Annotated in this window: 17 protein-coding genes; 12 read left to right on the forward strand and 5 right to left on the reverse strand. The window is 65.1% G+C overall.

Features of this window, described 5'->3' with window-relative positions; genetic code table 11:
- Positions 1–31: 31 nt before the first annotated feature.
- Positions 32–385, reverse strand: a complete 354-nt coding sequence (locus IVB41_RS33615; RefSeq protein WP_247438883.1) for a DUF1236 domain-containing protein — start codon at positions 383–385, stop codon at positions 32–34.
- Positions 386–606: 221 nt separating this feature from the next.
- Between IVB41_RS33615 and IVB41_RS33620 the strand changes: the two genes are divergently transcribed.
- From IVB41_RS33620 to IVB41_RS33630, 3 genes are all read left to right on the forward strand, one after another.
- A complete protein-coding gene (locus IVB41_RS33620) occupies positions 607–762 on the forward strand; it encodes a DUF3096 domain-containing protein (protein WP_007594951.1) in 156 nt (51 codons plus the stop codon).
- Between the two features lie 96 nt (positions 763–858).
- On the forward strand, positions 859–3825 hold the full coding sequence (gene ppdK, locus IVB41_RS33625; RefSeq protein WP_247438885.1) for a pyruvate, phosphate dikinase: 2967 nt from the start codon (positions 859–861) through the stop codon (positions 3823–3825).
- A gap of 479 nt (positions 3826–4304) precedes the next feature.
- The gene (locus IVB41_RS33630; protein WP_247438887.1) at positions 4305–5759 is read left to right on the forward strand and encodes a cell wall hydrolase; all 1455 of its coding nucleotides are present in this window, start codon (positions 4305–4307) and stop codon (positions 5757–5759) included.
- Positions 5760–5915: 156 nt separating this feature from the next.
- Here IVB41_RS33630 and nadC read toward each other — a convergent pair whose 3' ends face one another.
- Genes nadC through nadA form a run of 3 tightly spaced genes read right to left on the reverse strand, consistent with a single transcriptional unit; the run spans position 5916 to position 9523 of the window.
- The gene (gene nadC, locus IVB41_RS33635) at positions 5916–6794 is read right to left on the reverse strand and encodes a carboxylating nicotinate-nucleotide diphosphorylase (RefSeq protein ID WP_247438889.1); all 879 of its coding nucleotides are present in this window, start codon (positions 6792–6794) and stop codon (positions 5916–5918) included.
- An 11-nt stretch (positions 6795–6805) separates the two neighbouring features.
- On the reverse strand, positions 6806–8407 hold the full coding sequence (locus IVB41_RS33640; protein ID WP_247438891.1) for an L-aspartate oxidase: 1602 nt from the start codon (positions 8405–8407) through the stop codon (positions 6806–6808).
- A 9-nt stretch (positions 8408–8416) separates the two neighbouring features.
- Entirely contained in the window at positions 8417–9523 is a 1107-nt protein-coding gene (gene nadA, locus IVB41_RS33645) for a quinolinate synthase NadA (RefSeq protein ID WP_247291168.1), read from the reverse strand.
- A 326-nt stretch (positions 9524–9849) separates the two neighbouring features.
- Between nadA and IVB41_RS33650 the strand changes: the two genes are divergently transcribed.
- The 9 genes from IVB41_RS33650 (at position 9850) to IVB41_RS33690 (ending at position 23843) form a co-directional block, all read left to right on the forward strand.
- Positions 9850–11103, forward strand: a complete 1254-nt coding sequence (locus IVB41_RS33650) for an MFS transporter (RefSeq protein WP_247291166.1) — start codon at positions 9850–9852, stop codon at positions 11101–11103.
- A 40-nt stretch (positions 11104–11143) separates the two neighbouring features.
- Positions 11144–12130 (forward strand): MDR family oxidoreductase, encoded by a 987-nt coding sequence (locus tag IVB41_RS33655; RefSeq protein WP_027568624.1) that lies wholly within the window; start codon positions 11144–11146, stop codon positions 12128–12130.
- A gap of 112 nt (positions 12131–12242) precedes the next feature.
- Positions 12243–12842, forward strand: a complete 600-nt coding sequence (locus IVB41_RS33660) for a hypothetical protein (protein ID WP_247438893.1) — start codon at positions 12243–12245, stop codon at positions 12840–12842.
- Positions 12843–13004: 162 nt separating this feature from the next.
- Positions 13005–13256 carry a DUF6894 family protein gene (locus IVB41_RS33665; RefSeq protein WP_247291160.1) on the forward strand — a complete coding sequence of 84 codons (252 nt, stop codon included), beginning with the start codon at positions 13005–13007 and terminating at the stop codon, positions 13254–13256.
- A 206-nt stretch (positions 13257–13462) separates the two neighbouring features.
- Positions 13463–15196, forward strand: a complete 1734-nt coding sequence (locus tag IVB41_RS33670) for a methyl-accepting chemotaxis protein (RefSeq protein ID WP_247438895.1) — start codon at positions 13463–13465, stop codon at positions 15194–15196.
- A gap of 328 nt (positions 15197–15524) precedes the next feature.
- A complete protein-coding gene (locus IVB41_RS33675; protein ID WP_247438897.1) occupies positions 15525–17681 on the forward strand; it encodes a methyl-accepting chemotaxis protein in 2157 nt (718 codons plus the stop codon).
- Positions 17682–17961: 280 nt separating this feature from the next.
- Positions 17962–19704 carry a methyl-accepting chemotaxis protein gene (locus IVB41_RS33680; protein ID WP_247438899.1) on the forward strand — a complete coding sequence of 581 codons (1743 nt, stop codon included), beginning with the start codon at positions 17962–17964 and terminating at the stop codon, positions 19702–19704.
- A gap of 193 nt (positions 19705–19897) precedes the next feature.
- Positions 19898–21868, forward strand: coding sequence for a methyl-accepting chemotaxis protein (locus tag IVB41_RS33685; protein WP_247438902.1), 1971 nt, complete (start codon positions 19898–19900; stop codon positions 21866–21868).
- A gap of 286 nt (positions 21869–22154) precedes the next feature.
- Positions 22155–23843: a methyl-accepting chemotaxis protein gene (locus tag IVB41_RS33690; RefSeq protein ID WP_247438904.1), complete on the forward strand. Its 1689-nt coding sequence runs from the start codon at positions 22155–22157 to the stop codon at positions 23841–23843.
- A gap of 3 nt (positions 23844–23846) precedes the next feature.
- Here the strand turns inward: IVB41_RS33690 and IVB41_RS33695 are convergent, their stop codons facing one another.
- A complete protein-coding gene (locus IVB41_RS33695; RefSeq protein ID WP_247438906.1) occupies positions 23847–26552 on the reverse strand; it encodes a DUF2339 domain-containing protein in 2706 nt (901 codons plus the stop codon).
- Between the last annotated feature and the right edge of the window lie 35 nt (positions 26553–26587).

The raw sequence follows: 26587 nt of genomic DNA on the forward strand, positions 1-26587 counted from the left end.
CGCCGGACACCTAGTTGATCCCGTGAAAGTGCTAGTCCATCACCTCGACGATGCGTCGCGAGCGCGGCTCGACCAGCACGGTCTCGCCGTTCACGACGGTGTAGCGATAGGTGGTGGCGCCGAAACGCTGCGGCACGTCATAATAGGTGACACCGCTTTCAGGTAACGTGGCACCGACCACCACGCGATCCGGGATGCGGAAAGCCGGTACGCGTTGTTCGACGACATAGTCGCGGAAAGCCGGCCGCTGCTCGACGGCAATGGTCGGGCCGCTGTCGACGACGACGGGCGCGCGTCCCACTGTGACGCCGCTTTGCGCCTGCGCCGCAAGGGGCGAGTCGATCGCGGCCGCGAGCACTGCAAGAGCAAGAATCCTGTTCCGCATGGGCAACTCCTTCGAGAAGGTTTCGGGAAGCGCCAATGGCGCGACCGGTTGCCAATGCATGCGTCTCGGCGATGTTCCGGAAAACGCCCGCCGCATTCGCGGCATTTTCGGGCTGTTTTCGCGGATCTGGGAACTCGCGCGCGCCCGATGCGTCTCTACCCGCGGAACCCAGTCCGCTATGATCCCGCCGCGATTCGCCCCTACCCACGGAAAGACAATTCATGCACATCACCGTCGCCCATATCTCGCCGATCCTGTCGCTGCTTGCGGGTGTGCTCATCCTGATCATGCCGCGCCTCCTGAACCTGATCGTCGCGATTTTTCTCATTATAAATGGTGCGATCGGGCTCGGATTGTTGAAGTGGCTCCATCTCTAGGCCTTCATTCTACGGAACTCTTCGACTTGCGCGGACCTGCCCAAAGTGGTGTAAGGCCCGCAATTACCCATTCCTCTCGCAGGTTGTGTGCAAGCTATGGCCAAAGCCGCCTCGAAAACTCCAGCGAAAATGCCAGCGAAATCAAAGTCCTCCGCCAAGGCGAAAGCCGCGCCGGCGGCCCGCAAGGCACTTGCCAAGCGCGCCCCGAAGCCCGTGGCCAAAGCCGCTGTTAAGCCGCTGGTCAAGCCGGCTGTGAAGCCTGCCGCCAAGTCGGTTTCCAAGGCTGTTGCAAAGGCACCGACGAAACCGGTTGCGCCGAAGATTGCCGTGAAGCCGGCACCGAGCAAGGCTGCTTCAAGCAAGGCCGCGCCTGTTGCGGCCAAGGCCGGCAAGTGGGTGTTCACGTTCGGCGACGGCAAGGCCGAGGGCAAAGCGGAGATGCGCGACCTGCTCGGCGGCAAGGGCGCCAACCTCGCCGAGATGGCCAATCTCGGCCTGCCGGTGCCTCCGGGCTTCACCATCCCGACCTCGGTCTGCACCTATTTCTACGCGCACGACAAATCCTACCCCAAGGAACTGCGGTCGCAGGTTGAGAAGGCGCTCGATCATGTCGGCAAGTTGACCGGCAAGATCTTCGGCGATTCCAGAAACCCGCTGCTCGTCTCCGTGCGTTCCGGCGGCCGCGCCTCGATGCCGGGCATGATGGACACCGTGCTCAATCTCGGCCTCAACGACGAAACCGTGGAAGCGCTCTCGGAACTGTCGGGCGATCGCCGCTTCGCCTATGACAGCTATCGCCGCTTCATCACCATGTATTCGGACGTGGTGCTCGGCTTCGAGCATCATCATTTCGAGGAAATCCTCGACACCTTCAAGGACAGCCAAGGCTACACGCTCGACACGGATCTCACCGCCGACGACTGGGTCGATCTGGTCGGCAAGTACAAGGACGCGGTCGCTCGCGAAACCGGCAAGGATTTTCCGCAGGATCCGCACGACCAGCTCTGGGGCGCGATTGGCGCCGTGTTTTCATCCTGGATGAATGCCCGAGCGGTGACCTACCGCAGGCTGCACGACATTCCGGAATCCTGGGGCACCGCGGTCAACGTGCAGGCCATGGTGTTCGGCAACATGGGCGAGACCTCGGCGACCGGCGTTGCCTTCACGCGCAATCCCTCGACCGGCGAGAGCAAGCTCTACGGCGAGTTCCTGATCAACGCGCAAGGCGAGGACGTGGTCGCCGGCATCCGCACGCCGCAGGACATCACCGAGGAAGCGCGGAAGGACTCGGGCTCCGACAAGGCGTCGATGGAATCGGCGATGCCGGAGGCCTTCAAGGAGCTGACGCGGATCTACACGCTGCTCGAGAAGCACTACCGCGACATGCAGGACATGGAGTTCACGGTCGAGCAGGGCAAGCTTTGGATGCTGCAGACCCGCGGCGGCAAGCGCACCGCGAAAGCGGCGCTCCGCATCGCGGTCGAGCTCGCCAATGAAGGCCTGATCACCAAGAAGGAAGCGGTGACGCGGATCGACCCGGCCTCGCTCGATCAGCTGCTGCATCCGACCATCGACCCCAACGCCAAGCGCGACGTGATCGCGACCGGCCTGCCGGCCTCGCCGGGTGCGGCCTCCGGCGAGATCGTGTTCTCCTCGGACGAAGCGGCCAAGCTTCAGGCCGACGGACGCAAGGTGATTCTGGTCCGGATCGAGACCAGCCCCGAAGACATCCACGGCATGCACGCCGCCGAAGGCATCTTGACCACCCGCGGCGGCATGACCTCGCATGCTGCGGTGGTCGCGCGCGGCATGGGCAAGCCCTGCGTCTCCGGTTGCGGCACCATCCGGGTCGATTACGGCCGCGGTACCATGAGCATCGGCTCGCGCACCTTCAAGACCGGCGACGTCATCACCATCGACGGCTCGCTCGGCCAGGTGCTCGCCGGCCGCATGCCGATGATCGAGCCCGAGCTGTCCGGCGAGTTCGGCACGCTGATGAAATGGGCCGACCAGGTCCGCAAGATCGGCGTGCGCGTCAACGCGGACACGCCGGAGGACGCGCACACCGCGATCAAGTTCGGCGCGGAAGGCATCGGCCTCTGCCGTACCGAGCACATGTTCTTCGAGGAGACGCGCATCCGCACGGTGCGGGAGATGATCCTCTCCGAGGACGAGCAGTCGCGCCGCGCTGCGCTGGCAAAGTTGCTGCCGATGCAGCGCGCCGACTTCGTCGAGCTGTTCGAGATCATGAAGGGCCTGCCCGTCACGATCCGTTTGCTTGATCCGCCGCTGCACGAGTTCCTTCCGCACACCCATGCCGAGGTCGAGGAAGTGGCCCGCGCCATGAACACCGACCCGCGGCGCCTGGCCGACCGCGCGCGCGAGCTTTCGGAGTTCAATCCGATGCTCGGCTTCCGCGGCTGCCGTATCGCGATCGCCTATCCCGAGATCGCCGAAATGCAGGCGCGTGCGATCTTCGAAGCAGCGGTCGAGGCCGAGAAGCGCACCGGCAAGGCCGTCGGCCTCGAGGTGATGGTGCCGCTGATCGCCACCAAGATGGAGCTCGACCTCGTCAAGGCGCGCATCGATTCCACCGCGAAGGCGGTGATGCGCGACACCAACACCAGGCTGACCTATCAGGTCGGCACAATGATCGAGCTGCCGCGCGCCTGCCTGCTCGCGGCCGAGATCGCGGAGAGCGCCGAGTTCTTCTCGTTCGGCACCAACGACCTCACGCAAACGACGTACGGCATCAGCCGTGACGATGCCGCGAGCTTCCTCGGCACCTACGTGTCCAAGGGCATCCTGCCGATCGATCCCTTCGTCGCGCTCGACCAGGAAGGCGTCGGCGAGCTCGTCAAGATCGGCGTCGCACGCGGTCGTAAGACGCGCCCCTCGCTCAAGGTCGGCATCTGCGGCGAGCACGGCGGCGATCCCGCCTCCGTCGCCTTCTGCCATGCGATCGGCCTCGACTACGTCTCCTGCTCGCCCTACCGCGTCCCGATCGCCCGCCTCGCCGCCGCGCAAGCCGCGCTCGGCAAGGCGGTGGCGAGCCAGGCATAATCGGAGCGGCGACTTGAAATCTTGAGAGCGAAAGAGGCGGGGCAAAACCCCGCCTCTTTTCATTTTGAGGCTCGACTGCTTCCACGCCGTCATTGCGAGCGCAGCGAAGCAATCCAGAATCTTCCTGCGGCAGCAGTCTGGATTGCTTCGTCGCAAGAGCTCCTCGCAATGACGAGCTTGAGCGCGTACGTGTGAGCACATCGCAGTAGCGGGAACTCAGCGCGCGTCCCGCAATGAGACGTGCGCGCAAGAGTTCCTTCACCATTCGCGTTGACCAATTGTTTACCCCCTCGCGTGAGGGCGCATTTACCAAGGCGCATCATCACCCCGTGAAAACACCTGCGATTGCTTGCGTGTGCCGCAAGCGCAACGCCGATTAACGCCCCGGCAACCTAAATTAGATACTCACGATAAAGATCGAATTGCACGGATGTACTGCGGCTCGATTTTTCTAGCGTAAGCGTAGCGTGAGCGTATCGATGTTTTTGTTGCGTACCCATCCGAAGGGCGCGCGGTTCGCGTCCTTCGGCATCGGTCTCTGCATCTTCGCATTGATGCCGAGAGAGACCGGCTATCAGGACATTGCCTCGCTGCTGGCGCGCCAACCCGGCGTCGCGGAGCGTTGGCAGAAGCAGGTGTTCTCTGCTGCGTCTTCCATCCAGCTCGCCACTTACAGTTTTTCCCGGCCGATCGGCACTTCGGCTCCGCAGAGCGCGATGGTTCGTCTCGCGAGCCTCGACGGCCGCGACGTCACCGGCGCGATCAGCCGCAATCCGGCGCTTCAGGCGCCGCCGCGCTACCAGGCCGCCGATTTTCCCAAGGTCGATCGCTCCATGAAGGGTGATCGCCTCGCAACGGTCACACCGACGCAGGCTCCCGAAGCGGGTGCGCCGACGGCAGCGCCGACGCAGGAAGATCCCGCAACGTCGAACAGCTCGGTGTTCGGCGCCAAAACCGTCGCGCTGCCACAGGCGATGTCGCCGGAGTCCGCGGCCGCGCTCGATCCCGAACTCGCGGAAGCGCTGCGCGCGCCGCCGCTGCCGCAATACACCAATGCACCACAAGCCAGTGATGCTGCGCGCTCGCTCGCGCTCCAGCCGCTCGAAGCGCTGAAGCAGGCCACCATACCGGCCGCACCGCCGCGCGATCCATTCCGCGTCAAGACCTCGAACCTGTTCTTCGGCAGCTCCTCGCTTGGTGGCAATGTCGAGAGCATCGAGAGCTGGCAGCCGGGTGCCGAGCCGCTGATCGTGATGCCCGACCCCGACATGAAGGTGACGGCCTCGCTGTCGCCGCCGTCGGAGGAAATTGCGAAGGATATCGAAAGCGGCGAGAGCGTCGCGCCGAAGGGTGAGGTCAACGTCGACAACCAGCGCGCCAGATCGCCGGCGGAGCGGCTCGCGCTCGACGCCAAGTCGCGCGCGAAGTCCGAAAAATGCCTTGCGGAAGCCGTCTATTTCGAGTCCCGCGGCGAGGCCGTGCGCGGCCAGATGGCGGTTGCGCAGGTGGTGATGAACCGCGTGTTCTCCGGCAAATATCCGGACACCGTGTGCGGCGCGGTCTATCAGAACAAGCACCGCCATCTCGCCTGCCAGTTCACCTTTGCCTGCGACAGCAATGCCGACGTGATCCGCGAGCCCGAGATGTGGGAGCGTGCGAAAAAGATCTCCAAGGCCATGCTCGACGGCCAGATCTGGCTACCCGAGGTCGGCAAGTCCACGCACTACCACGCCTACTGGGTTCGCCCGTCCTGGGTCGCCGAGATGAAGAAGATGTACAAGACCGGCGTCCACACCTTCTATCGCCCACGCGCCTGGGGCGACGGCAGCGAGGAACCGAGCTGGGGCACCCCAGCGCAGACCGCCGCGCTCTCCGCCGAGCTCACCCAGGAAGCCAAGAGCTCCGCCGAGATGGGCGCGACCGAGCGAAGGTAGCTGTTCACAAGAATTCGTCATGCCCTGGCTTGTCCCGCCTGCGCGGCCGAAGCCGCTTCGGCGAGGCGAAGGCCCGGGCATCCACGTTGTTTGCACCGAGTTGCAAGGCGTGGACGGCCGGGACAAGCCCGGCCATGACGGAGAGGGAACCCCGCATCACGCCTCGATATCCAGCGCGCAGTCGAAATTCGGCGCGGAATGCGTCAGCGCGCCGGATGAGGCGTAGTCGACGCCGGTCGCCGCGATGGCTGCGATCGAATCCAGGGTGACACCGCCGGATGCCTCCAGCTTGAGACGTCCCTCGTTGATCCCAACGGCTTCGCGCAGCGTCGCAATGTCCATGTTGTCGAGCAGCACAGCGTCGGCAAGGCCGGTGTCGAGCACCTCGCGCAACTGCGGCAGCGTGTCGACCTCGATCTCGATCTTGACGAGGTGGCCGGCATGGGCGCGGGCGCGCTCCAGCACGGGGCGGATGCCGCCGGCGACCGCGATGTGGTTGTCCTTGATCAGGATCGCGTCGTCGAGCCCGAAGCGGTGATTGAAGCCGCCGCCGCAACGTACCGCGTATTTCTCCAACGCGCGTAATCCCGGCGTGGTTTTTCGCGTGCAGCAGATCCGCATCCGGGTACCCTCGGTGCGCGCAACATAGTCCGCCGTGAGCGTCGCAACGCCTGACAGGCGGCCGACGAAATTCAGCGCGGTCCGCTCCGCCGTGAGGATGGCGCGTGCCGGCCCCGAGATCGTCAGCACCTGTTGCCCGCGGGCGACGCGCGCGGCGTCGCGAACATGTGCGCGTATCTCGATGTCGGGCGAGAGTTTTTGCAACGTGGCGAGGGCCAGCGGCAAGCCGGCGATCACGCCGGACTGCCGTGCGACCAGGATCGCTTGCGCCTTCGTTGCCTCGGGGATCGTCGCAAGCGCGGTGATGTCGCCGGCGCGGCCGAGATCCTCATCGAGCGCGCGGAGCACGGCCTCGTCGATCGCGAGCGGGGAGAGAAAGGCGTCGGGATAGAGCAGAGAGGTTGAGGTGATCATGGCAGACTCCGTCAGGCGATCATGGGTTGCGCGGTGCGCGGTGTCGGGCGTTCGGTCAGGCCATCTGCGATCTCGCGCACTGCTGCGAGCGTCGTCATTGTGCGTTGCGCGAGTGCGGGAACGTCCGCGGAATGGTCGGAGCGGAAATGCGCGCCGCGGCTCTCGCACCGGTTCCAGGCCGACGCCGCCACGAGCAGGGCTGCCGTTGCCATGTTGCGCACCGCGATGCTCGTGGCCTCGCGTTCGAGCGTGGTGAAGCTGCGAACCGCGTCCGCAAGCCCGTCACCATCGCGGATCACGCCGACATGCGCGCTCGTCAGCGTCCGCAGCCGCTTCACGGCCGCAGCATCCGGCGCGCCGCCCCGCGGCGTCGCCACGTCCGAAAGGTGGGCGGGCGAGGGAATCGCGCGGCCGGCGATGTCGTCGGCGATGCGCGCGGCGTAGACCACGGCCTCCAGCAGAGAATTCGAGGCGAGGCGATTGGCGCCATGCGCGCCGGTGGACGACACTTCGCCGCCGGCCCAGAGCCCTTCGATCGAGCTGCGTCCGCGATGGTCGACCGCGATGCCGCCCATGTGATAGTGCGCCGCCGGTGCGATCGGGATGACCTGCGTGGCGGGATCGATGCCGGCGGCGATGCAGCTTGCATGAACGGTCGGGAATCTGTCGGCAAAACGTGCGCCCAGCGCTTGCCGCGCATCGAGGAAGGCGCCGCGCCCGGCCGAGATCTCCGCGAACACGCCGCGGGCCACGATGTCGCGCGGTGCAAGCTCGGCGAGCGGATGAAGCGCCGCCATGAAACGCTCGCCACGGCCGTTGATTAGTGTCGCGCCTTCGCCGCGCAGCGCTTCCGTGGCGAGCGGCGCGGGATCGCGGTCGACCATGATGGCGGTCGGGTGAAACTGCACGAACTCGGAATCCGCGATGACCGCGCCTGCGCGTGCAGCAATCGCAAGGCCGGATCCGCTAGCCTCGCGCGGATTGGTGGTGACGGCATAGAGATGGCCGATGCCACCCGTGGCCAGCACCACCGTCCGCGCGGCGAGCAGGACCGGCCGTGCGGCGAAATTGTCGGCTTCGCGCAACTGAAGGCCGGTGACGGCGCCGTCCTCGGTCAACAGCGCCTCGGCAACGAAACCTTCGATCAGTCGGATCGACGGCGTGCGCCGCACGGCATCGCTCAGCGCCGCGATGATGGCGGCGCCCGCGCCATCGCCACGCACATGCACGATGCGGCGCGCCGAATGTGCGGCTTCGCGCCCGACTGCGAGCCTGCCTTCGAGATCGCGGTCGAACGGCACGCCATAGGCGAGAAGGTCGTGAATCCGCGGTGCGGCCTCGCGCGCGATCCCGAGAGCGACAGCTTCGTCGACGATGCCGCCGCCAACTGCAACCGTGTCCGCGGCGTGCGCTTCCGGCGTATCGCCTTCAGCCATTGCCGCGGCGATGCCGCCTTGCGCCCATGCGGACGACGCGCCCTGTCCGAGCGGCGCGGCCGAGATCAATGTCACGGGCCGCGGCGCGAGCTTGAGCGCGCAGAACAATCCGGCAAGGCCGCCGCCGACGATGATGACGTCGTCGGAGCGGGGAAGCGTGTTGATGTTGTTTGTCATGGCTTTATCTCAATTCTTTAAATTGATCATCCGCTCGACCGAGCGCCTTGCGCGGTCCGCAAGTGCGGGATCGATCGTCACTTCCTCGCGAAGCGTCAGCAGGCTCTCCAGAATGTTGGCGAGCGTGATGCGCTTCATGTGCGGGCAGATATTGCAGGGACGCAGCATCTCGACATCGGGCAGCTCGGCGCGGACATTGTCGGCCATCGAGCATTCCGTGATCATCACCAGCCGCCGCGGCCGCCGCTCACGCACCCAGTTGATCATGTGCGCGGTCGAGCCCGTGAAATCGGCCTCGGCCAGCACGTCCGGCGGGCATTCGGGATGAGCGATGATCTGCACGGAGGGATCGGCCTCGCGGTAGCTGCGCAGCTCGGCGCCAGTGAAACGCTCGTGCACCTCGCAGGCGCCCTTCCAGGCAATGATCTTCACGTCGGTCTTCGAGGCCACGTAGGTGGCGAGATAGCGGTCGGGCAGGAAGATCACGCTGGGCGCGCCGAGGCTCTCGACCACCTGGACCGCGTTCGACGAGGTGCAGCAGATATCGACCTCGGCCTTCACCTCCGCGGAGGTGTTGACATAGGCAACGACAGGCACGCCGGGAAATTTGTCACGGAGCAGGCGGACGTCGGCGCCGGTGATGCTGGCAGCGAGCGAGCAGCCGGCGCGCGTGTCAGGAATCAGCACCGTCTTGTCCGGATTGAGCAGTTTCGACGTCTCCGCCATGAAGTGCACGCCGCACTGGACGATGATGCCGGCCTTCACCCTGGTGGCTTCGACCGCGAGCTGGAGCGAATCACCGCCGATGTCGGCGACGCAGTGGAAGATCTCCGGCGCCTGGTAATTGTGAGCGAGGATCACCGCGCCCCGGGCCTGCTTCAGCTCGTTGATCGCCTTGATCGTCGGGGCCATCAGCGGCCATTCGATTGGCGGGATGACGTGTTTCACGCGCTCGTAAAGCGGCGCGGTGGCTCGCTCGACCTCCGGCGTCCATTCCAGCGAAGGCATCGGCAGCGGAGGTCCGGTTCGCGCCTGCTCGGCCCGTGCCGGGGTGATGACGTGGCCCTGCGGCCGGTTCGCAAAGTCGTCGGGGCCGTAAATTCCAGTTAGCGGCATCGAAGCCTCCGTGCATGTTATTTATACTCATCATGAGCATATATAGAGCCTGAGAAATCCGGCCGACGGGCCGGAGATCCATTCGATATGCTCGATCTGAGCAAATAGTAAATAGCACGTCATGTTGGGAGCCGCCAGATCTCACCGCACACATTTCCGTCAGGTCGGGCGCCCGGCGCGTCGGACGAGGCCGCGAGGAAATGCAATGCTCCCGCGCCAGCTCTTCTCGGAATGCAATCGTTTTTGACTTGGGGTTTTCATGCAGATGCATTAAACGAGCTCGCTCGCGGCTGCCATTTGCGAAACCGCGACGCACGAGGAACAGCATGTCGACACAGATGGGTGAGCTCGGTTCGGTCTCCCGTTCCTCCTCCTGGCGCACGCCGGCGATCATCATTCTCTGCGGCTGCGCGATCGGGATGCTCGGCTTCGGCCCGCGCTCGGCGCTGGGCTTCTTCGTGCAGCCGATGAGTCATGAATATGCCTGGGGCCGCGACGTGTTCGGCCTCGCGATTGCCTTTCAGAATTTGCTGTGGGGACTGGGCCAACCCGTCGCCGGTGCGGTCGCCGATCGCTTCGGCCTGTTCCGGGTGATGTGCGTCGGCGCTCTGCTCTATGCCGGCGGCTTGCTCCTGATGCGCTATTCCTCGACGCCGCTGTCCCTCAACATCGGTGCTGGCGTCATGGTCGGCTTCGGTCTCGCCGGCTGCTCGTTCAATCTGGTGCTGTCGGCCTTTACCAAGCTCTTGCCGGCCGAGAAGCGCGGCCTTGCGCTCGGCGCCGGCACTGCGGCGGGATCGTTCGGGCAATTCCTGTTCGCGCCGATCGGTGTGGCCCTGATCGACAATTTCGGCTGGCAGCAGGCGCTCACCGTGTTCGGCTTCCTGATGCTGCTGATCATCCCGCTGGCGCTGGCGCTCTCGACGCCGCCGGTCGCAAGCACCGCAAACGCGCCGCCTGCGGACCAGCAGACCTTCACCAAAGCGCTCGCGGAAGCTTTCGGCCATCGCTCCTACGTGCTGCTGGTGCTCGGCTTCTTCACCTGCGGCTTCCAGCTTGCCTTCATCACGGTGCATCTGCCGGCCTTTCTGGTCGACAGCGGCATCTCCACGCAAATCGGCGGCTGGGTGATCGCCGCGATCGGCCTGTTCAACATCATGGGATCGCTGAGCGTCGGCTATCTCCAGAACAGCCTGCCCAAGCGCTACATCCTCTCGACCATTTATTTAACGCGCGCGCTTGCGACGCTTGCCTTCATCTCGTTCCCGATCACGCCGTTCTCGGCGATTGCGTTCGGCGCGGTCTCCGGCCTGACCTGGCTGTCGACCGTCCCGCCGACCTCGGCGCTGGTCGCGATCATGTTCGGCACGCGCTGGTTCGCCACCCTCTATGGCTTCGCCTTCGTCAGCCATCAGGTCGGCGGCTTCCTCGGCGTCTGGCTCGGCGGCATCGTGTTCGAGCGGTTCGGTTCCTACACGCCGATCTGGTGGCTCTCGATCCTGTTCGGCGTGCTCTCGGCGCTGATCAATCTTCCGATCGTGGAGAAACCGGTCCAGCGGGCGGTTGCGCAGCCTGCCTGATCGGCTAAACATCCCCTGAAACAAGTCAGGGAGTTTTGCTGTGGCGACGTTCAAGGCGATCCGGATCGACAAGGCGGACAAGGGCACCACCGCGCAGCTCACGCAGTTCGACGAAGCCGAGCTGATGGAGGGCGACGTAACCGTCCGCGTGGAATGGTCGACCTTGAACTACAAGGACGGCCTTGCGCTCACCGGCAAGGCGCCGGTGGTGCGCCGCTTCCCGATGATTGCCGGCATCGATTTCGCCGGCACGGTCGAGCAGTCCTCGCATCCGCAATGGAAGGCGGGCGACAAGGTCGTCTGCACCGGCTGGGGCATGGGCGAGACGCATCTCGGGGCCTATGCCGAGAAGGCGCGGGTGAAAGGCGACTGGCTGGTCGCTCTTCCGCAGGGCCTGTCGGCGCGCGACGCCATGGCGATCGGCACCGCCGGCTTCACCGCGATGCTGTCCGTGCTTGCGCTGGAGAAGCACGGAGTATCGCCGAAGAGCGGTCCGGTCGTGGTGACGGGCGCGGCGGGCGGCGTCGGCTCGGTTGCGACCGCCGTGCTCTCAAAGCTCGGCTATCACGTCATCGCGTCCACCGGCCGTGCGTCCGAAGCGGACTATCTGAAAGAGATCGGCGCGACGGAGGTGATCGACCGCAACGAATTGTCGGCGGCTGCCAAGCCCATTGCGAGGGAGCGCTGGGCGGGTGGCGTCGACAGCGTCGGCTCGACTACGCTCGCAAACCTGCTGTCGATGACGAAGTACGGCGGCGCGATCGCGGCGTGCGGCTTGGCTGCCGGCATGGACCTGCCGTCTTCCGTCGCTCCCTTCATTTTGCGCGGGGTGTGCCTTCTCGGCATCGATTCCGTGATGTGTCCGATCGAGCCGCGGAAAGCCGCCTGGCAGCGCCTGGCGTCCGATCTGGATCGGACAAAACTAGCTGAAATTACTCACGAAATTTCGCTTTCCGACGTTCCGGAGTGGGGCGCGAAAATCCTGGCCGGCCAAGTCCGCGGTCGCACCGTTGTAAAAATTGTCTAACGGCGTTCAGACTTTACCAACCATGCTGCTTCAATGTCGCCATGGTTAGTATGGTAAGCAGCGGGTAAAGAGATAAGGCATAGCCCGCTGCGGGGTTGGTTCGGAGTTGAGCATGCTTGCGCGTATTGTGTTGGGGGCGGTCACGGCGGTAGCGACGCTTGCGCCGGCCATTGCTGGAAGCATGAACGCCGATGAGGCGCGCCGCTTCGTCGCCGGGAAGGTGTTTGCTTTCACCTGCTTTGACGGCACCCGCGGCGCTGGCCGCATCATGGACGACCTCGGCGCCGCCGGCGCCGTGCAGTTCTCGGGTGCAGGTCCGGTGAAACATCTCCGCCTGCCCGGCAACACGCTTCAGATCCGCGGCCAGAACGTCTGCGCCTCCATCAAGGGCATTCCGTTCGAGCCCTGTTTCAACCTTGAAAAGACCGACGATCGCAGTTTCCGCGGCTCGGTATCGGGGATGGGCTTCGCCTATTGCGACTTCCATCATCAGGGCGGCAACCAGATGCTGATGGCGCGCGCCGTGGCGCGGCCGCGCTCGCTGCGCACGTCGGAACACACGGGTTCGGTCGGCACGCCCAACACCGAAGTCGCCGCGCGTGTCGAGACCCCGCGCGTCGAGAGTAGCCGGCTCGAGCCGGTGAAGCCGCAAGTCAAATCGGAGCCCGCCGGGGACGATGCCCCGCTGGAGCTGCGCCGCTCCACCCAGTGAGTTGGTGCGCGGGACAGTCCGCGCACTTTGTCGTTGAGAGCTGCCATCAGACACGAAGCCGCCGCGCCGTAGTCATACGGACGGCGGCTTTCATGCGTTGGTAGCTGTTCGCGCCCCAGTTTGCGTACGGCCGGGGGCGCGGCCCGATAAAAGGGTTCAACGATGTCGCTGTACTTCTTCCGTATCAGCACGGGCCGCTATTCCGGTGCTGCCGACCAGCCATATGAGTTCGAGGACCGCGCCGCGGCCTGGACCGAGATGACCGAAGTCTGTGCCAATCTGCTCGGCGGCATCTCGCGCAGCCTGAAGCCGAACGCCGAATGGCGCATGGAGCTGCTCGACGAGAACAAGGAGCCGGTGTTCCGGATTAGCCTGATCGGCGAGGGCCAAAAGGCCCTTGGTCGCACTGGCTAGAAATCGGGCATCCTACCGCTGCGTGTGGTTAACCTGTTAAGCGCGCAGACCGTGCCGTTTTTCAAGGATTTTCCGGTAAGTCCGGTATTTGTCCGGGGGCGATCGTTAACCGGATCACCACACCTGAAGCTCAGTTTTTAGGCAAGGGCGATCAACGCCGAGGGCGGCCGACAATGACTTGGCCGCGCAACCCGGGAAACGCCCTCATGTCGAGACTCATTCAGAATCTGCAAATCGGTACCAAGCTCGCGCTCGCTTCGGCGTTCGGCGTTATTCTCGTCGGCGCCATGATCGCGAGCCAGGTCATGGGCAACAACACCGTGCGTCATTCCAACCAGGCAGCGATTGCGCAGCAGGAATTGGTGCGCGAGGCCACCGAAGCCAAGCTTGGGATACGCGGCTTGCAACTCGCCGTACGGGACATGCGTCTCGCCAACAATCAGGGTGACTTGCAAAAGGCGAGCGAGCTTCTGCTGGAGCGGTCGAAAGCACTGAACGGCGTTGTCGATTCCATGCTCAGGTTGTCGCACGCCCCGGAAAACCGCGCGCGGATGGAGAAGCTCAGGTCTACGTCGGCCGATTACCTGAAGGGCGCGCAGCAGAACGCCTCTGTTCGCAGCGAGGCCATTGCGGTTGCGGCCACGGACCCCGTCCGCGCCGCCAAGATTTCCGAGGAAGGCGCGCGCCAGATCCGCGAGGTGACGCTGCCGCTTGCCACACAGCTGGACAATTTGACCAGCGAGATTGCCGATTTCGCCAAGCACAAGAGCGATGAAGAAATCGCTGCCGCGAGCCAGGAGATGGCCGCGAGCGAGCGTCTCGGCATGGTGGTCGGTGCGTGCGCCGTGCTCGTCCTCATCGGTTCGTGGTTGATGTCCTTCCTGACCATCGCGCGGCCGATCCGCGCGCTCACGGTTGCCATGGACAAGCTCGCTGGTGGTGACTTCTCTGTTGTCCTGCCGGGTCTCGGCCGCAAGGACGAGGTCGGCGGCGTTGCCGGTGCCGTCGAGAAATTCAAGATCGTGTCGGAGCAGAAGGCGCGCGAGGAGGCGGAAGCCAAGATGCGACAGGACCAGGTGGCGGCCGAGCAGCGCAAGGCCGATATGCGCAGGCTTGCCGACGGTTTCGAAGGCGCCGTCGGCGAGATCGTCGATACGGTCTCCTCCGCCGCGACAGAGCTCGAGGCTTCGGCCTCGACGCTGACCTCGACGGCGGAGCGGGCACAGGAGCTGACGATAGTGGTTGCTGCGGCCTCCGAGGAGGCCTCGACCAACGTGCAGTCGGTTGCCTCTGCGACCGAAGAGCTGTCGTCCTCGATCACCGAGATCAGCCGCCAGGTGCAGGAATCGGCGCGGGTCGCGAGCGAGGCGGTAACCCAGGCCCGAACCACGACCGACCGTGTCGGCGAATTGTCCAAGGCGGCGGCGCGCATTGGCGACGTGGTCGAGCTGATCAACACCATCGCCGGCCAGACCAATCTGCTGGCGCTCAATGCCACCATCGAGGCGGCACGCGCCGGCGAGGCCGGTCGCGGCTTTGCCGTGGTGGCTTCCGAAGTGAAGGCGCTGGCGGAGCAGACCGCGAAGGCGACCGGCGAAATCGGCCAGCAGATTTCCGGCATTCAGGCGGCGACGCAGGACTCGGTCGCCGCCATCAGCGCCATCAGCAACACCATTGAAAAGCTGTCCGAGATATCGTCCACGATCGCTGCGGCCGTCGAGGAGCAGGGCGCGGCGACGCAGGAGATCTCGCGCAACGTGCAGCAGGCGGCCGAAGGCACTCATCAGGTCTCGTCCAACATCACCGACGTGCAGCGCGGTGCAGGCGAAACCGGCTCGGCATCGTCGCAGGTGCTGGCAGCCGCGCAGTCGCTGTCCGGCGACAGCAACCGCCTCAAGCTTGAGGTCGGCAAATTCCTCGATTCCGTGCGGGCTGCCTAAGAACCTCGTTCCAGACAGTTAGAGAGACGCCCTGCCTCTCTCAGGCGGGGCGTTTTTGCATCCGATCGCCGCCGCGAACGTCTCGCGCATGCCTTCGGCGAACATCGGCTGCAAAAGCAAACGGCGGCGACCTCCAGCTGAAATTTACAACTTACTCGCGAAATTATCTCTTCCATTTCAATTATTTGGGCTGAAATCTCAGTATTTCTCCGGGCCCTCCCGTTAACCAGAATGCGAAACTCGAGGACTAGATTCTCCGGCAAGGGCGATCAACGTCCATGCAGCCGGCAAGGACTTGGCTGCGTGTTTCCTTTGGGGGAAACTTAGCATGTTGAGCCCTGCTCATCATCAGCAGGTCCGAACTCAGGCCGCCAGCGCGTGGAGTCGGCTTGGAAATGTTCGGATCGGCACGATCTTGCCGATCATCATCTCTGCCCTGGTCTTGCTGGGGTTGGCCTCGGCTGGATTCATCGCCTATGAGGCCATCCTCAAGAGGCGAGAGTCCGAGGCATTCCTGAAGGTCAATGCAGTTGCCCATCTGCTGCTGCGCAGCGCAGGACATTGGGCGATTGAACGCGGGCTGACCAACGCCGTGCTGAAGTCTCCTGATGTCGTCAGCCCCGAGCGCCGTGCCGAAATCGCCAAGGCGCGCGCGACGGCCGACGAGGCCTTTCGCCAAGCCGCCCTCGATATCAGCGCGATTCCCGAAATGACGGCGGGGCAAAGACAGATTGCGGACGCCGCGTCGAATTTTGAGGCGCTGCGTCTCTTGCGTGAGAAGGCCGATGCGGGAATGTCGCGCCCGCGCGTCGAACGCGAGCCTGACCTCGTAGATGGCTTCGCGCCGACAATTACGGAGGTGATCGACGTCGCGAGCAACCGCTTGCGGCTGACGCTCGAAACGCTCACCAGCCCGCCCGTGGCAAGGCTGGCTCAGCTCATCGGCTTGCGACATCTGACAGCTCAGATGGCCGAGAATGCCGGAAGGGAGCGGGCCCTGCTGGCTGGGGTCGTCGGTGCGCGCGCGAAGCTCGGGATGGAGGGCTATGAGCGCCTTTCGGCGCTGCGAGCCAAGGTCGAACTCGCATGGGACACGGTATTGCCGGTGCGGCTGCGCTCCGACCTCGCCGTGCAGATCGGCGAGGCGATGACGGAGGTCGAGAAGTCCTATTTTGGAGCCTACGGCGAAACGCGGGCAATTGTGCTCGCCGGTGGCGAAGGCGGGGACTACAAGATCACCGGACCCGAATACTTCACGCGGGCCACTGCCGGCATCAATGCGGTGCTGAAGCTCGGTGAAGTCATTGGCGCGGCCGCTGACCGCGAAGCCACGATGCAGGCAGAAGGCAGCACTCGTAATTTCGCTTTCACGGCCGTGTTGCTCTGCGCCTCGGTGATGCTCGCTGGCCTCAGTTTCTGGATCACCTTTGGCCGGATCCTCAAGCCGCTATCAGCCATTTCGGTTGCGATGGGTGGGCTCGCCAATGGCGACTTCACGACAGTCGTGCCAGGCACCCGCCGAGGTGACGAGGTCGGCGAGATGGCGCGGACCGTCGAAGTCTTCAAGCAAAACGGCCTCGAAGTCGAACGCATGCGCGGCGATCACGCTGCGGCCGAGCGGCGGGCAGACGAGCAGCGCAAGGCGGATATGCGGAAGCTGGCCGACGGCTTCGAAGCCGCCATCGGGGAGATTGTCGATACCGTGTCCTCGGCAGCGACCGAACTCGAAGCCTCGGCGTCGACGCTCACATCGACCGCGGAGCGCGGGCAGCAGCTCACGACCATGGTTGCTGCGGCCTCCGAGGAGGCGTCGACCAACGTGCAGGCGGTGGCGTCGGCGACCGAGGAGCTATCGTCCTCTATCACCGAGATCAGCAGGCAGGTGCAGGAATCGGCCCGCGTGGCCAACGAAGCTGTCGGCCAGGCGCGTGTCACCACCGAGCGTGTCAGCGAATTGTCCAGGGCGGCGACGCGGATCGGCGACGTGGTCGAGCTGATCAACACCATCGCGGGTCAGACCAATCTCCTGGCGCTCAACGCGACCATCGAGGCCGCGCGCGCCGGCGAAGCCGGTCGCGGCTTTGCGGTCGTCGCCTCCGAGGTCAAGGCACTCGCCGAACAGACCGCGAAGGCCACCGGCGAGATCGGGCAGCAGATCGCCAGCATCCAGACCGCGACCGAGCATTCGGTCGACGCAATCAAGGACATCAGCGGCACTATCGAGAAGCTCTCGGAGATTTCCTCCACCATCGCGGCTGCCGTGGAAGAGCAGGGCGCGGCGACACAGGAAATCTCCCGCAACGTGCAGCAGGCGGCGGAAGGCACCCATCAGGTCTCGGCCAACATCACCGACGTGCAGCGCGGGGCGAGCGAGACCGGCTCGGCGTCGTCGCAGGTGCTGGCGGCGGCCCAGTCGCTCTCCGGAGACAGCAACCGCCTTAAGCTCGAGGTCGGCAACTTCCTCGATACCGTGCGCGCAGCGTGACGCGGCATCGCGCAGTCGCAACCGAATCCGAAATCGGTTGCGTCTGCGGAGCGACCTCGTAGGGGGTAGACGTTAACGCACGCGGACCTCGCAAATTCGCGAAGCATGTTCCGATTGCGCGGGATAGTTGCGGTAACCCGGCAATTCGAGCGGCGCATTCAGTATTTCTACCTAAGCGGCGCCGCTCTCGCGCTTAACGTTAATGGAGGGCTCGTCAGATATCCTTCCCAGCTGTTCACGCGCTTGGTCGCGACAATGCGTATCCCAAGGATATTTTTCGATGATGATCATTCAGAACCTGCGAATTGGCACCAAGCTCGCCATCACCTCGGCGCTGACCCTCGCGCTCGTCGCCGTGATGATCCTCCTCCAGATGAGCGGAGGCGCCGAGGTCCAGAAGTTCGGCGATGGCGCATCGAGACAGCAGGCGATCGCGCTCAATGCCGCGGAAGCGAAATCGTCGGTGCGGGGCATGCAGATCGGCATTCGCGACATCCTGATGTCGAGCTCACCGACCGAGATGCAGAAAGCCGCCAGCTATTTCAATGACCGGCAGACGTCGGCCCTGAAGTTCTCGGGTGAAATGGCAAGGCTTTCGCAATCGCCGGAGAACCACAAGCGTATCGACCGCCTGACCGTGTTGATCGGAAATTTCCAGAAGGGCGAGCAGCAAATCGAGGCGATCCGCAAGCAGGAGCTCGCACTCGAGTCGAAGAAGGACGGCGAAGCGGCGACGCAGTTGGCAAAGCTGACCGCCGAGATCGACCGCATCCGCAAGGAAACGTTGGCGCCGATCAACGCGGAAATATCGGAGCTCGCCGACGAAATCACGAACTTCGCCAAGCACAGGAGTGAGGAGGCGCGCACGGCGGCGGAAGCGCAGGCTGCGTCCGTTGCGCGGACGTCATTGATCGCAGGCGTGCTGGTCGCGCTCGTCCTGATCGGCGCCTGCGTCTTCTCGATCTTCAGCATTGCCCGTCCGATGCGCGCCCTGACTGCCGCAATGGAGAAGCTCGCCGGCGGCGACTTCGCCGTGGTGCTGCCGGGCCTCGGCCGCAAGGACGAGGTCGGCGGCGTTGCCGGTGCCGTCGAGAAATTCAAGACCGTATCCGAGCAGAAGGCGCGCGAAGAAGCGGAAGCCAAGATGCGACAGGACCAGGTGGCGGCCGAGCAGCGCAAGGCCGATATGCGCAGGCTTGCCGACAGTTTCGAAGGCGCCGTCGGCGAGATCGTCGATACGGTCTCCTCCGCCGCGACAGAGCTCGAGGCTTCGGCCTCGACGCTGACCTCGACGGCGGAGCGGGCACAGGAGCTGACGATAGTGGTTGCTGCGGCCTCCGAGGAGGCCTCGACCAACGTGCAGTCGGTTGCCTCTGCGACCGAAGAGCTGTCGTCCTCGATCACCGAGATCAGCCGCCAGGTGCAGGAATCGGCGCGGGTCGCGAGCGAGGCGGTAACCCAGGCCCGAACCACGACCGACCGTGTCGGCGAATTGTCCAAGGCGGCGGCGCGCATTGGCGACGTGGTCGAGCTGATCAACACCATCGCCGGCCAGACCAATCTGCTGGCGCTCAATGCCACCATCGAGGCGGCACGCGCCGGCGAGGCCGGTCGCGGCTTTGCCGTGGTGGCTTCCGAAGTGAAGGCGCTGGCGGAGCAGACCGCGAAGGCGACCGGCGAAATCGGCCAGCAGATTTCCGGCATTCAGGCGGCGACGCAGGACTCGGTCGCCGCCATCAGCGCCATCAGCAACACCATTGAAAAGCTGTCCGAGATATCGTCCACGATCGCTGCGGCCGTCGAGGAGCAGGGCGCGGCAACGCAGGAGATCTCGCGCAACGTGCAGCAGGCGGCCGAAGGCACTCATCAGGTCTCGTCCAACATCACCGACGTGCAGCGCGGTGCAGGCGAAACCGGCTCGGCATCGTCGCAGGTGCTGGCAGCCGCGCAGTCGCTGTCCGGCGACAGCAACCGCCTCAAGCTCGAGGTCGGCAAGTTCCTCGACACCGTGCGCGCCGCCTGACGGGCGCATATCATGAGAGAACTGCAACCGCCGCGCGTAGAAGCGCGGCGTTTGCGCGCGTGCATATTGCGGAGCCGCGACGAAGACCGCGCAGGGTTAACCTTCCGGAAAACCGATGCAGTCATGATGCCCGCAATATTCCGGGCGCTGAGTCGCCCTCCCGTATTGCGTATCGACGTATTGGAGCACACTCATGAGCGGCCTTTCCATCCGTCTCACCCACAAGGTCATGGCGATCGGACTTTTCGGTCTCGTCGGCCTCGTCGCTTTTGGCTCGATCTACCAGATCGGCAGCCTCTCCCAGGATGCCTCCCGTGCCGTCGCCAACCGCGCTCGCGCGATCGCTGACCTCGACAAGCAGCTCTCCATCGAGATGCTGGAGGCCCGCCGCAACGAGAAGAACTTTCAGCAGCGCCGCAACGAGAGCTACGCCAAGGCCCATGCCGAATTGATCGGGCCGATCAATCGCGATTTCGACGAGGTGGAGCGGCTGATGTCGGCCGGCGGCTTGGGCGCGCTGTCCGACCGGATGAAGCAGGCCCAGGACGGCTTCAAGCGATACGCGTCGGACTTCGGCGCATTGGTGGCCGCGGAGACCCGGCTCGGCCTAAACGAGACTCTGGGCCTCTCCGGCTCGCTCCGCGCCGCCGTGCACGACATCGAGGCCAAGCTCAAGGAGATCGACGATCCCAGGTCCACCAGCTGGATGCTGATGATGCGCCGGCACGAGAAGGACTTCATGCTGCGGCGCGACCCAAAATACATCGCCGAGATGAAGAAGGCCGCAGTCGAGTTCTCCAAGGCGATAGAGGTCGTCGCAATCCCTATGGTAGTGATGAACGACATCACAGCCAAGCTGCAGAAATACCAGTCCGAGTTCACGGCGTGGGTGGAGACGGCGCAGCAAACTGCGGCCCTCGACGCCAGCATGATGAAAACGTTCCGTGGGTTAGAACCGAGCATGATCGAGGTGCGCAACACAGTCGAAGACCTCTACAGGAAGGCCGACGTCGCGGAAGCTGCGACCCGCGATGCCGTGCGCATGTGGATGATGGTCGCCTTCGGCGTTACCGTCGTCGTGCTCGCCGCGGTCGGCTTCCTTCTGGGGCGTTCGATCTCGAAGTCGCTTGCCGGCATGGTCGGTGCGATGACGCGGCTTGCGCGCGGCGAGCTTTCGATTTCCGTCCCCGGCGTCGGGCGCAGGGACGAGATCGGCGAGATGGCCGGCGCCGTCGAGGTGTTCAGGACCAGCATGGCGGAGGCCGAGCGGCTGCGCATCGAGCAGATCGAGGCCGAGGCGCGCGGGCACCAGCAGCGCAAGGCCGACATGCACCGGCTCGCGGATAATTTCGAAGGCGCGGTTGGCGAGATCATCGATACTGTTTCGTCGGCTGCAACCGAGCTCGAAGCATCTTCGAACACGCTGACGCAGGCCGCCGAGCGCGGCAACGGGCTTGCCACCGTCGTGGCGGCCGCCTCCGAAGAGGCCTCCGCGAACGTGCAGTCGGTGTCTTCAGCGAGCGAGGAAATGACCTCCTCGATCTCCGAGATCAGCCGCCAGGTGCAGGAATCGGCGCGTGTCGCCGATGTCGCGGTCGAGCAGGCCCAGCGCACCAATGCGCGCGTCGCCGAGCTGACCAAGGCCGCCTCCCGCATCGGCGACGTGGTCGAGCTGATCAACACCATCGCCAGCCAGACCAATCTGCTGGCGCTGAATGCAACGATCGAGGCGGCGCGGGCGGGCGAAGCCGGCAAGGGCTTTGCCGTGGTCGCGACCGAAGTGAAGGCGCTCGCCGAGCAGACTGCGAAGGCGACCGGCGAGATCAGCCAGCACATCGGTGCGATCCAGACCGCGACGCAAGACTCGGTCGGTGCGATCAAGGAGATTGGCGACACCATCGCACGGATGTCGGAGATCTCGTCGACCATCGCCGCCGCGGTCGAGGAGCAGGGCGCCGCTACCCAGGAGATCTCCCGCAACATCCAGCACGCCGCGCACGGCACCTCGGAGGTCTCGGCAAATATCGGCGACGTTCAGCGCGGCGCAGGCGAAACCGGGGCCGCCTCGGCGCAGGTGCATTCGGCTGCGCAATCGCTGTCGCAGGAGAGCAACCGGCTGAAGAGCGAGGTCGCGCGCTTCCTTGAATCGGTACGGGCGGCGTGAGCCGCTGCCGCGTTGGTCGCATGTTGCGGCGCAAGCGGACCGGCTGCGCGTGGCAGCATGAGGTGGCTGCGAGCTGCAACAGATGGTTGCAAGAGAAATTGCGACTGTCGGAAGTGTCCCGTAATTTTACGTAGGTCTCTGTTAACGCCTACTTGCGACTATAGGTGCAATCTCACGGGATAAGAACCAGCCAGCATTGTTGAACTGACCTCCGTCTCGCCATCTTCGTGGCGATTTGCGGCGCAGGTGGTTTGCGTATTGCGAGGTAACATCGGGATTTGTCGTGATGTCGAAATTGTCCATCGTCTTCAAGCTTCTGGCCGTGCTGTCGGTCCTCGTCCTTTCGCTCGCCGGTGTCGGCGTGACGGCGATCGGCACCATGCAGAACATCAATTCCCATACGGTCGAGATCGCGGAGAGCTGGCTGCCCAGCGTGCGCGCGCTCGGCTCGCTTCGCGCCGACATCAACGAGCTGCGCGTCGCGCTGCGTCTGCATCTGATGCAGGACACCGTTGAGGGCAAGGACGCCGCCGAGAAGCGCCTCGCCTCGCTCCGGGCGCGTATCGACCAGACGCGCAAGGTCTACGAGCCGCTGATCACCTCCGCCGAAGAGCGCTCGCTCTATGGGCAATGGAGCACGGCGTGGGCCGAGTATCTGAACGGCGTGCAGGACGTGATGGCGCTGTCGCGCAAGAATGTCGGCCGCTTCCCGGCCGACGCCAACGAGCTACTGCAGACCAAGGTTGCGAAGATGGCCCAGGCCGCCGACCCCCTGCTTCAGAAGGGCATCGAGCTCAACAACCGCGGCGCCGAGCTTGAGACGAAGCAGGCCGCCGATAGCTACGCGATGATCTTCCGCGTGCTGGTCGGCATCATCGTGCTCTCGGTCGTGATCGCGATCGGCGCCGCCTATTATCTCGTGCGCGACGTTTCTCGTGGCATTGCCTCAATCATCCGCCCGATGCAGTCGCTCGGCGAGGGCGACCTTTCGGCCGAGGTGCCGCATCGCGGCGAGAAGACCGAGATCGGATCGATGGCGGATGCACTGCAGATCTTCAAGGAGGCGCTGATCGCCAAGAAGGCCGCCGACGAGGCCGCTGCGCGCGATGCCGAAGCCAAGATCGAACGCGGCCGCCGCGTCGACGCCATCACCCGCAAATTCGAAGCCATGATCGGCGAGGTGGTCGGGACCGTGTCCTCGGCCTCCACCGAGCTCGAGGCCTCCGCCTCGACGCTGACCAACACCGCGCAGCGCGGACAGGAACTCGCGACCGTCGTCGCGGCCGCCTCCGAGGAAGCCTCGACCAACGTCCAGGCGGTGGCATCCGCTTCGGAGGAGCTGTCGTCCTCCATCACCGAGATCAGCCGTCGCGTGCAGGACTCGGCGCGAATGGCCGCTGAGGCCGTCGAGCAGGCGACGCGGACCAACGACCGCGTCAATGCGCTGTCGCAGGCTGCCTCCCGCATCGGCGATGTCGTCGAGCTCATCAACACCATCGCGGGCCAGACCAATCTGCTGGCGCTGAATGCGACCATCGAGGCCGCACGTGCCGGCGAAGCGGGCCGCGGATTCGCCGTCGTCGCGTCCGAGGTCAAGGCATTGGCCGAGCAGACCGCGAAAGCGACCGGTGAGATCGGGGCGCAGGTCGCGGGCATCCAGGCGGCGACGCAGGAATCGGTCAGTGCCATCCAGGAGATCGGCGGCACCATCGAGCGGCTGTCCGAGGTCGCTGCAGCCATCGCTGCCGCAGTCGAGGAGCAGGGCGCGGCCACGCAGGAAATCTCGCGTAACGTGCAGCAGGCCTCGGTCGGCACGCAGGAGGTCTCGTCGAACATTACCAACGTGCAGCGCGGCGCGATCGAGACCGGCGAGGCTTCGACTGAGGTGCTGTCGGCGGCGAAATCGCTGGCGACGGACAGCACCCGTCTCAAGGTCGAGGTCGCGCAATTCCTGGAATCGGTTCGCGCGGCCTGATTCTCACATGCTCGTCTGCGGAGCCGGCGGCGGTGCGACCTGCCGCCGGAACAGGATGCGCTGGTAGAGCCAGCCGATCGCGACCAGCACGATGCCGAGGCACATGAACGACAGCGCGCGGTAGACGCCTGTCAGCGTCGACATGTCGATGACGAACGCCTTCAGGATCGTCAACGCGATCACGACGGCCGATGCCAGCCGCGCCCGCTCGGAATTGACGAGAATGCCGACGCCGAGCAGCACCACGCCGAAGCCGAGCCAGCCGATCGAATAGGTATATTGCTCGGCGCCCGTCGTCGCCCCGGCGGAGAGGATCGGGCCGTGATAGAAACGGCGGATCTCCAGCGTGACATAGGCAAGCGCAAACAGCAGCGCGCCGCCCGCAATCGTGTTGGCGTAGGCCTTGCCGCGTTCGCCAACCACGGCATAGGACAGCAGCAGCATCAACACCGCTGGCAGTGCGTAGCCGAGCAGCAGCAGGTTGAACACGGCGCCGCCAACGTCAGTGCGCCACAGCAGCGGGTTCTCCAGGATCAGGAGGCCGAACACACCGACGAGCCCGCCGATCACCGTGAGCACGACCGCGCCGACATTGTGCACGATGCTGCGGCTGCGCTGCCGCAGACGCTCCAGCCCGATCGCCATGGCGAGCGCGACGCAGGCCTGCAGCGCGCATTCGAGCAGCAACGGTGCCGACGTCACGTCGCCGCCGGTCGCAAAATGGCGGATCTCCATGAAGGCAAGCAGCGCGGTGAACAGGATCGCGGCGCTCTCGACCATGCGCAGCGGGGCGTCGTCGGCGCGTCGGCGCAGGAACAGGCTCGCCGCCCAGAACGATGCCGCCGGCAGTCCGTAGCCCCACAACAGCCAGTTGAAGATCGGCGTGGTTCCGACGGCGTCGCCGACGATGCGGGGGTCATAGCCGATCCGTGCGGTGACGAGGCCTGCGAAGATCGCGGCCAGCCAGCGCAGGAACGGGATCGGCCGCTGCATCGAGATCCAGGCGGTGCCGAGCGACATCAGCGCCAGTGAGATCGTGAGCCAGCCCTTCTCCAGCGCAAATGTCAGCGCCAGCGCCAACGCACCGAGCGTGCCGGTCGCGAACAAGGCCGTGGAAATCATGGCGCCCGGCCGGGTCTCGCGGCGCGCAAGGGCTTCGGTGGCAGCACCAAAGGCGGCGGCGAGCAGCACCGCGAGGATGGCGAACGGAATCGAGCGGTCGAGATGCGCGATGCGTGCGTAGAGCGCGACCAGGATCGCGATCGGCGTCGCGACAGCCGCGACCGACCACACCACTGGAATGATCGCCGAGTTCGAACGGCCCTGCGCGAGAAAGCCCGCGATGCCGAAGCCGGCAGCGAAGATCGCAGCCATCACCAGATGCAGCGTCACCGCGCTATCGGTCGCCGTCGGTGCGATGCCGGCGATGGGGCCGCCCGGCAGCACCAGCATGTCGGGATTGGCGCGCACCGCCCATTCGGCGAACACGACGAAGACGGTCGCGGCGGCTGAGCCGAGCGCGCCGGTGGCCGCCGGCGCGCGCCAGGCGACAAGCAGCGTCGCGCCGACCAGCAGCGCGAAGGCGATCAGCGCCAGGTCCACATGCGCGCTCGACAGCACGATCAGCATCGCGCCGAACAGATAGGCACCGAGCGAGCCGGACGAGACCGGTTCGATCTCGCCGTCCTCGATCGTCGGGCCGAACATGAAGCCGCAGACGACGAGAAGAGCGGCAAGAACGAAGCCTGCGATCACATGGAAAGCGTGCGGCGCGACCTGCAAGTCGCTGGTATCGAGCCCCGGGAAGATCCAGAGCACGGCGAAGGCGATGGTGGTGACTGCAAGCCAGCGCCAAAGCCGGATACGGGCGAGGCCGAAGCTCGCGGCGGTGACGATCGCGAGATAGATGTAGAGCGCCCAATAGTCCGGCTTGCCGCTGGAGACGAGGATCGGCGTCACGAACGCGCCGACCACACCGAGGCCCGCGAGCGCGGGCCCGTGCAACAGCGCCGCGGCCAGCGTGCCGAGCGCAACGAGGCCGAGCAGCACGAAGGCGGTCGCGGGGACGAGGAAGCCATAGAGCGCGTAAGCCGCGTAGATGGTCGCAAATGCCACCGCCGTACCGGCAGCGGTGAGGATCGCGGGAATGTTGGCGATCGGCAGCGCGGCGATATTGGAGATGCTCTCCTTGCGGCGTGACCATTCGCCGGCCCCCAGCAGCGCCAGCGCGAATACGCCGCCAAGGAACACGCGCACGCCGGGGCCGACGAGGCCGGCCTCGATCGAATAGCGCACCATGAAGAAGCCGCCGAGCGCGAGCGCAAGGCCGCCGATCCACACCACCCAGCGCGTGCCGAGCCGTTCCTCGAAGCCGGGCGCGGGTGCGGGCAGCGGCGGCGCGTCGGCCTCGGTGTTCGCTGCGAGCGGTGGCGGCGAAACATCCTCTGTGACGAGCGGGAGCGGCGCCTCGGCTCCCGGTTCGGCTTGGGGCACGAGCGGGGGCGGCGCTGCGGAACTCGTCGCGGACGCTTCAGCCCACACATCTGCCGGGATCCGCGGCGGCTGCACGGGCCGTTGCGCGTGGAACGTCTCTTCGAGCGAGCTCAGCCGTCGTCGCAGCTCAGCCGCTTGGCTGGAGGCCTTAATCGCGATGATGAAAGCGATGACCGCAATGATCAGCGCGAAGACGTCAAACGGGCCGTCAGACATAAAGCCTCCAGGCAATCGGCGGGCAGGGGCCGATC

The organism is Bradyrhizobium sp. 44, from assembly GCF_023073095.1.
Classification (GTDB): domain Bacteria; phylum Pseudomonadota; class Alphaproteobacteria; order Rhizobiales; family Xanthobacteraceae; genus Bradyrhizobium.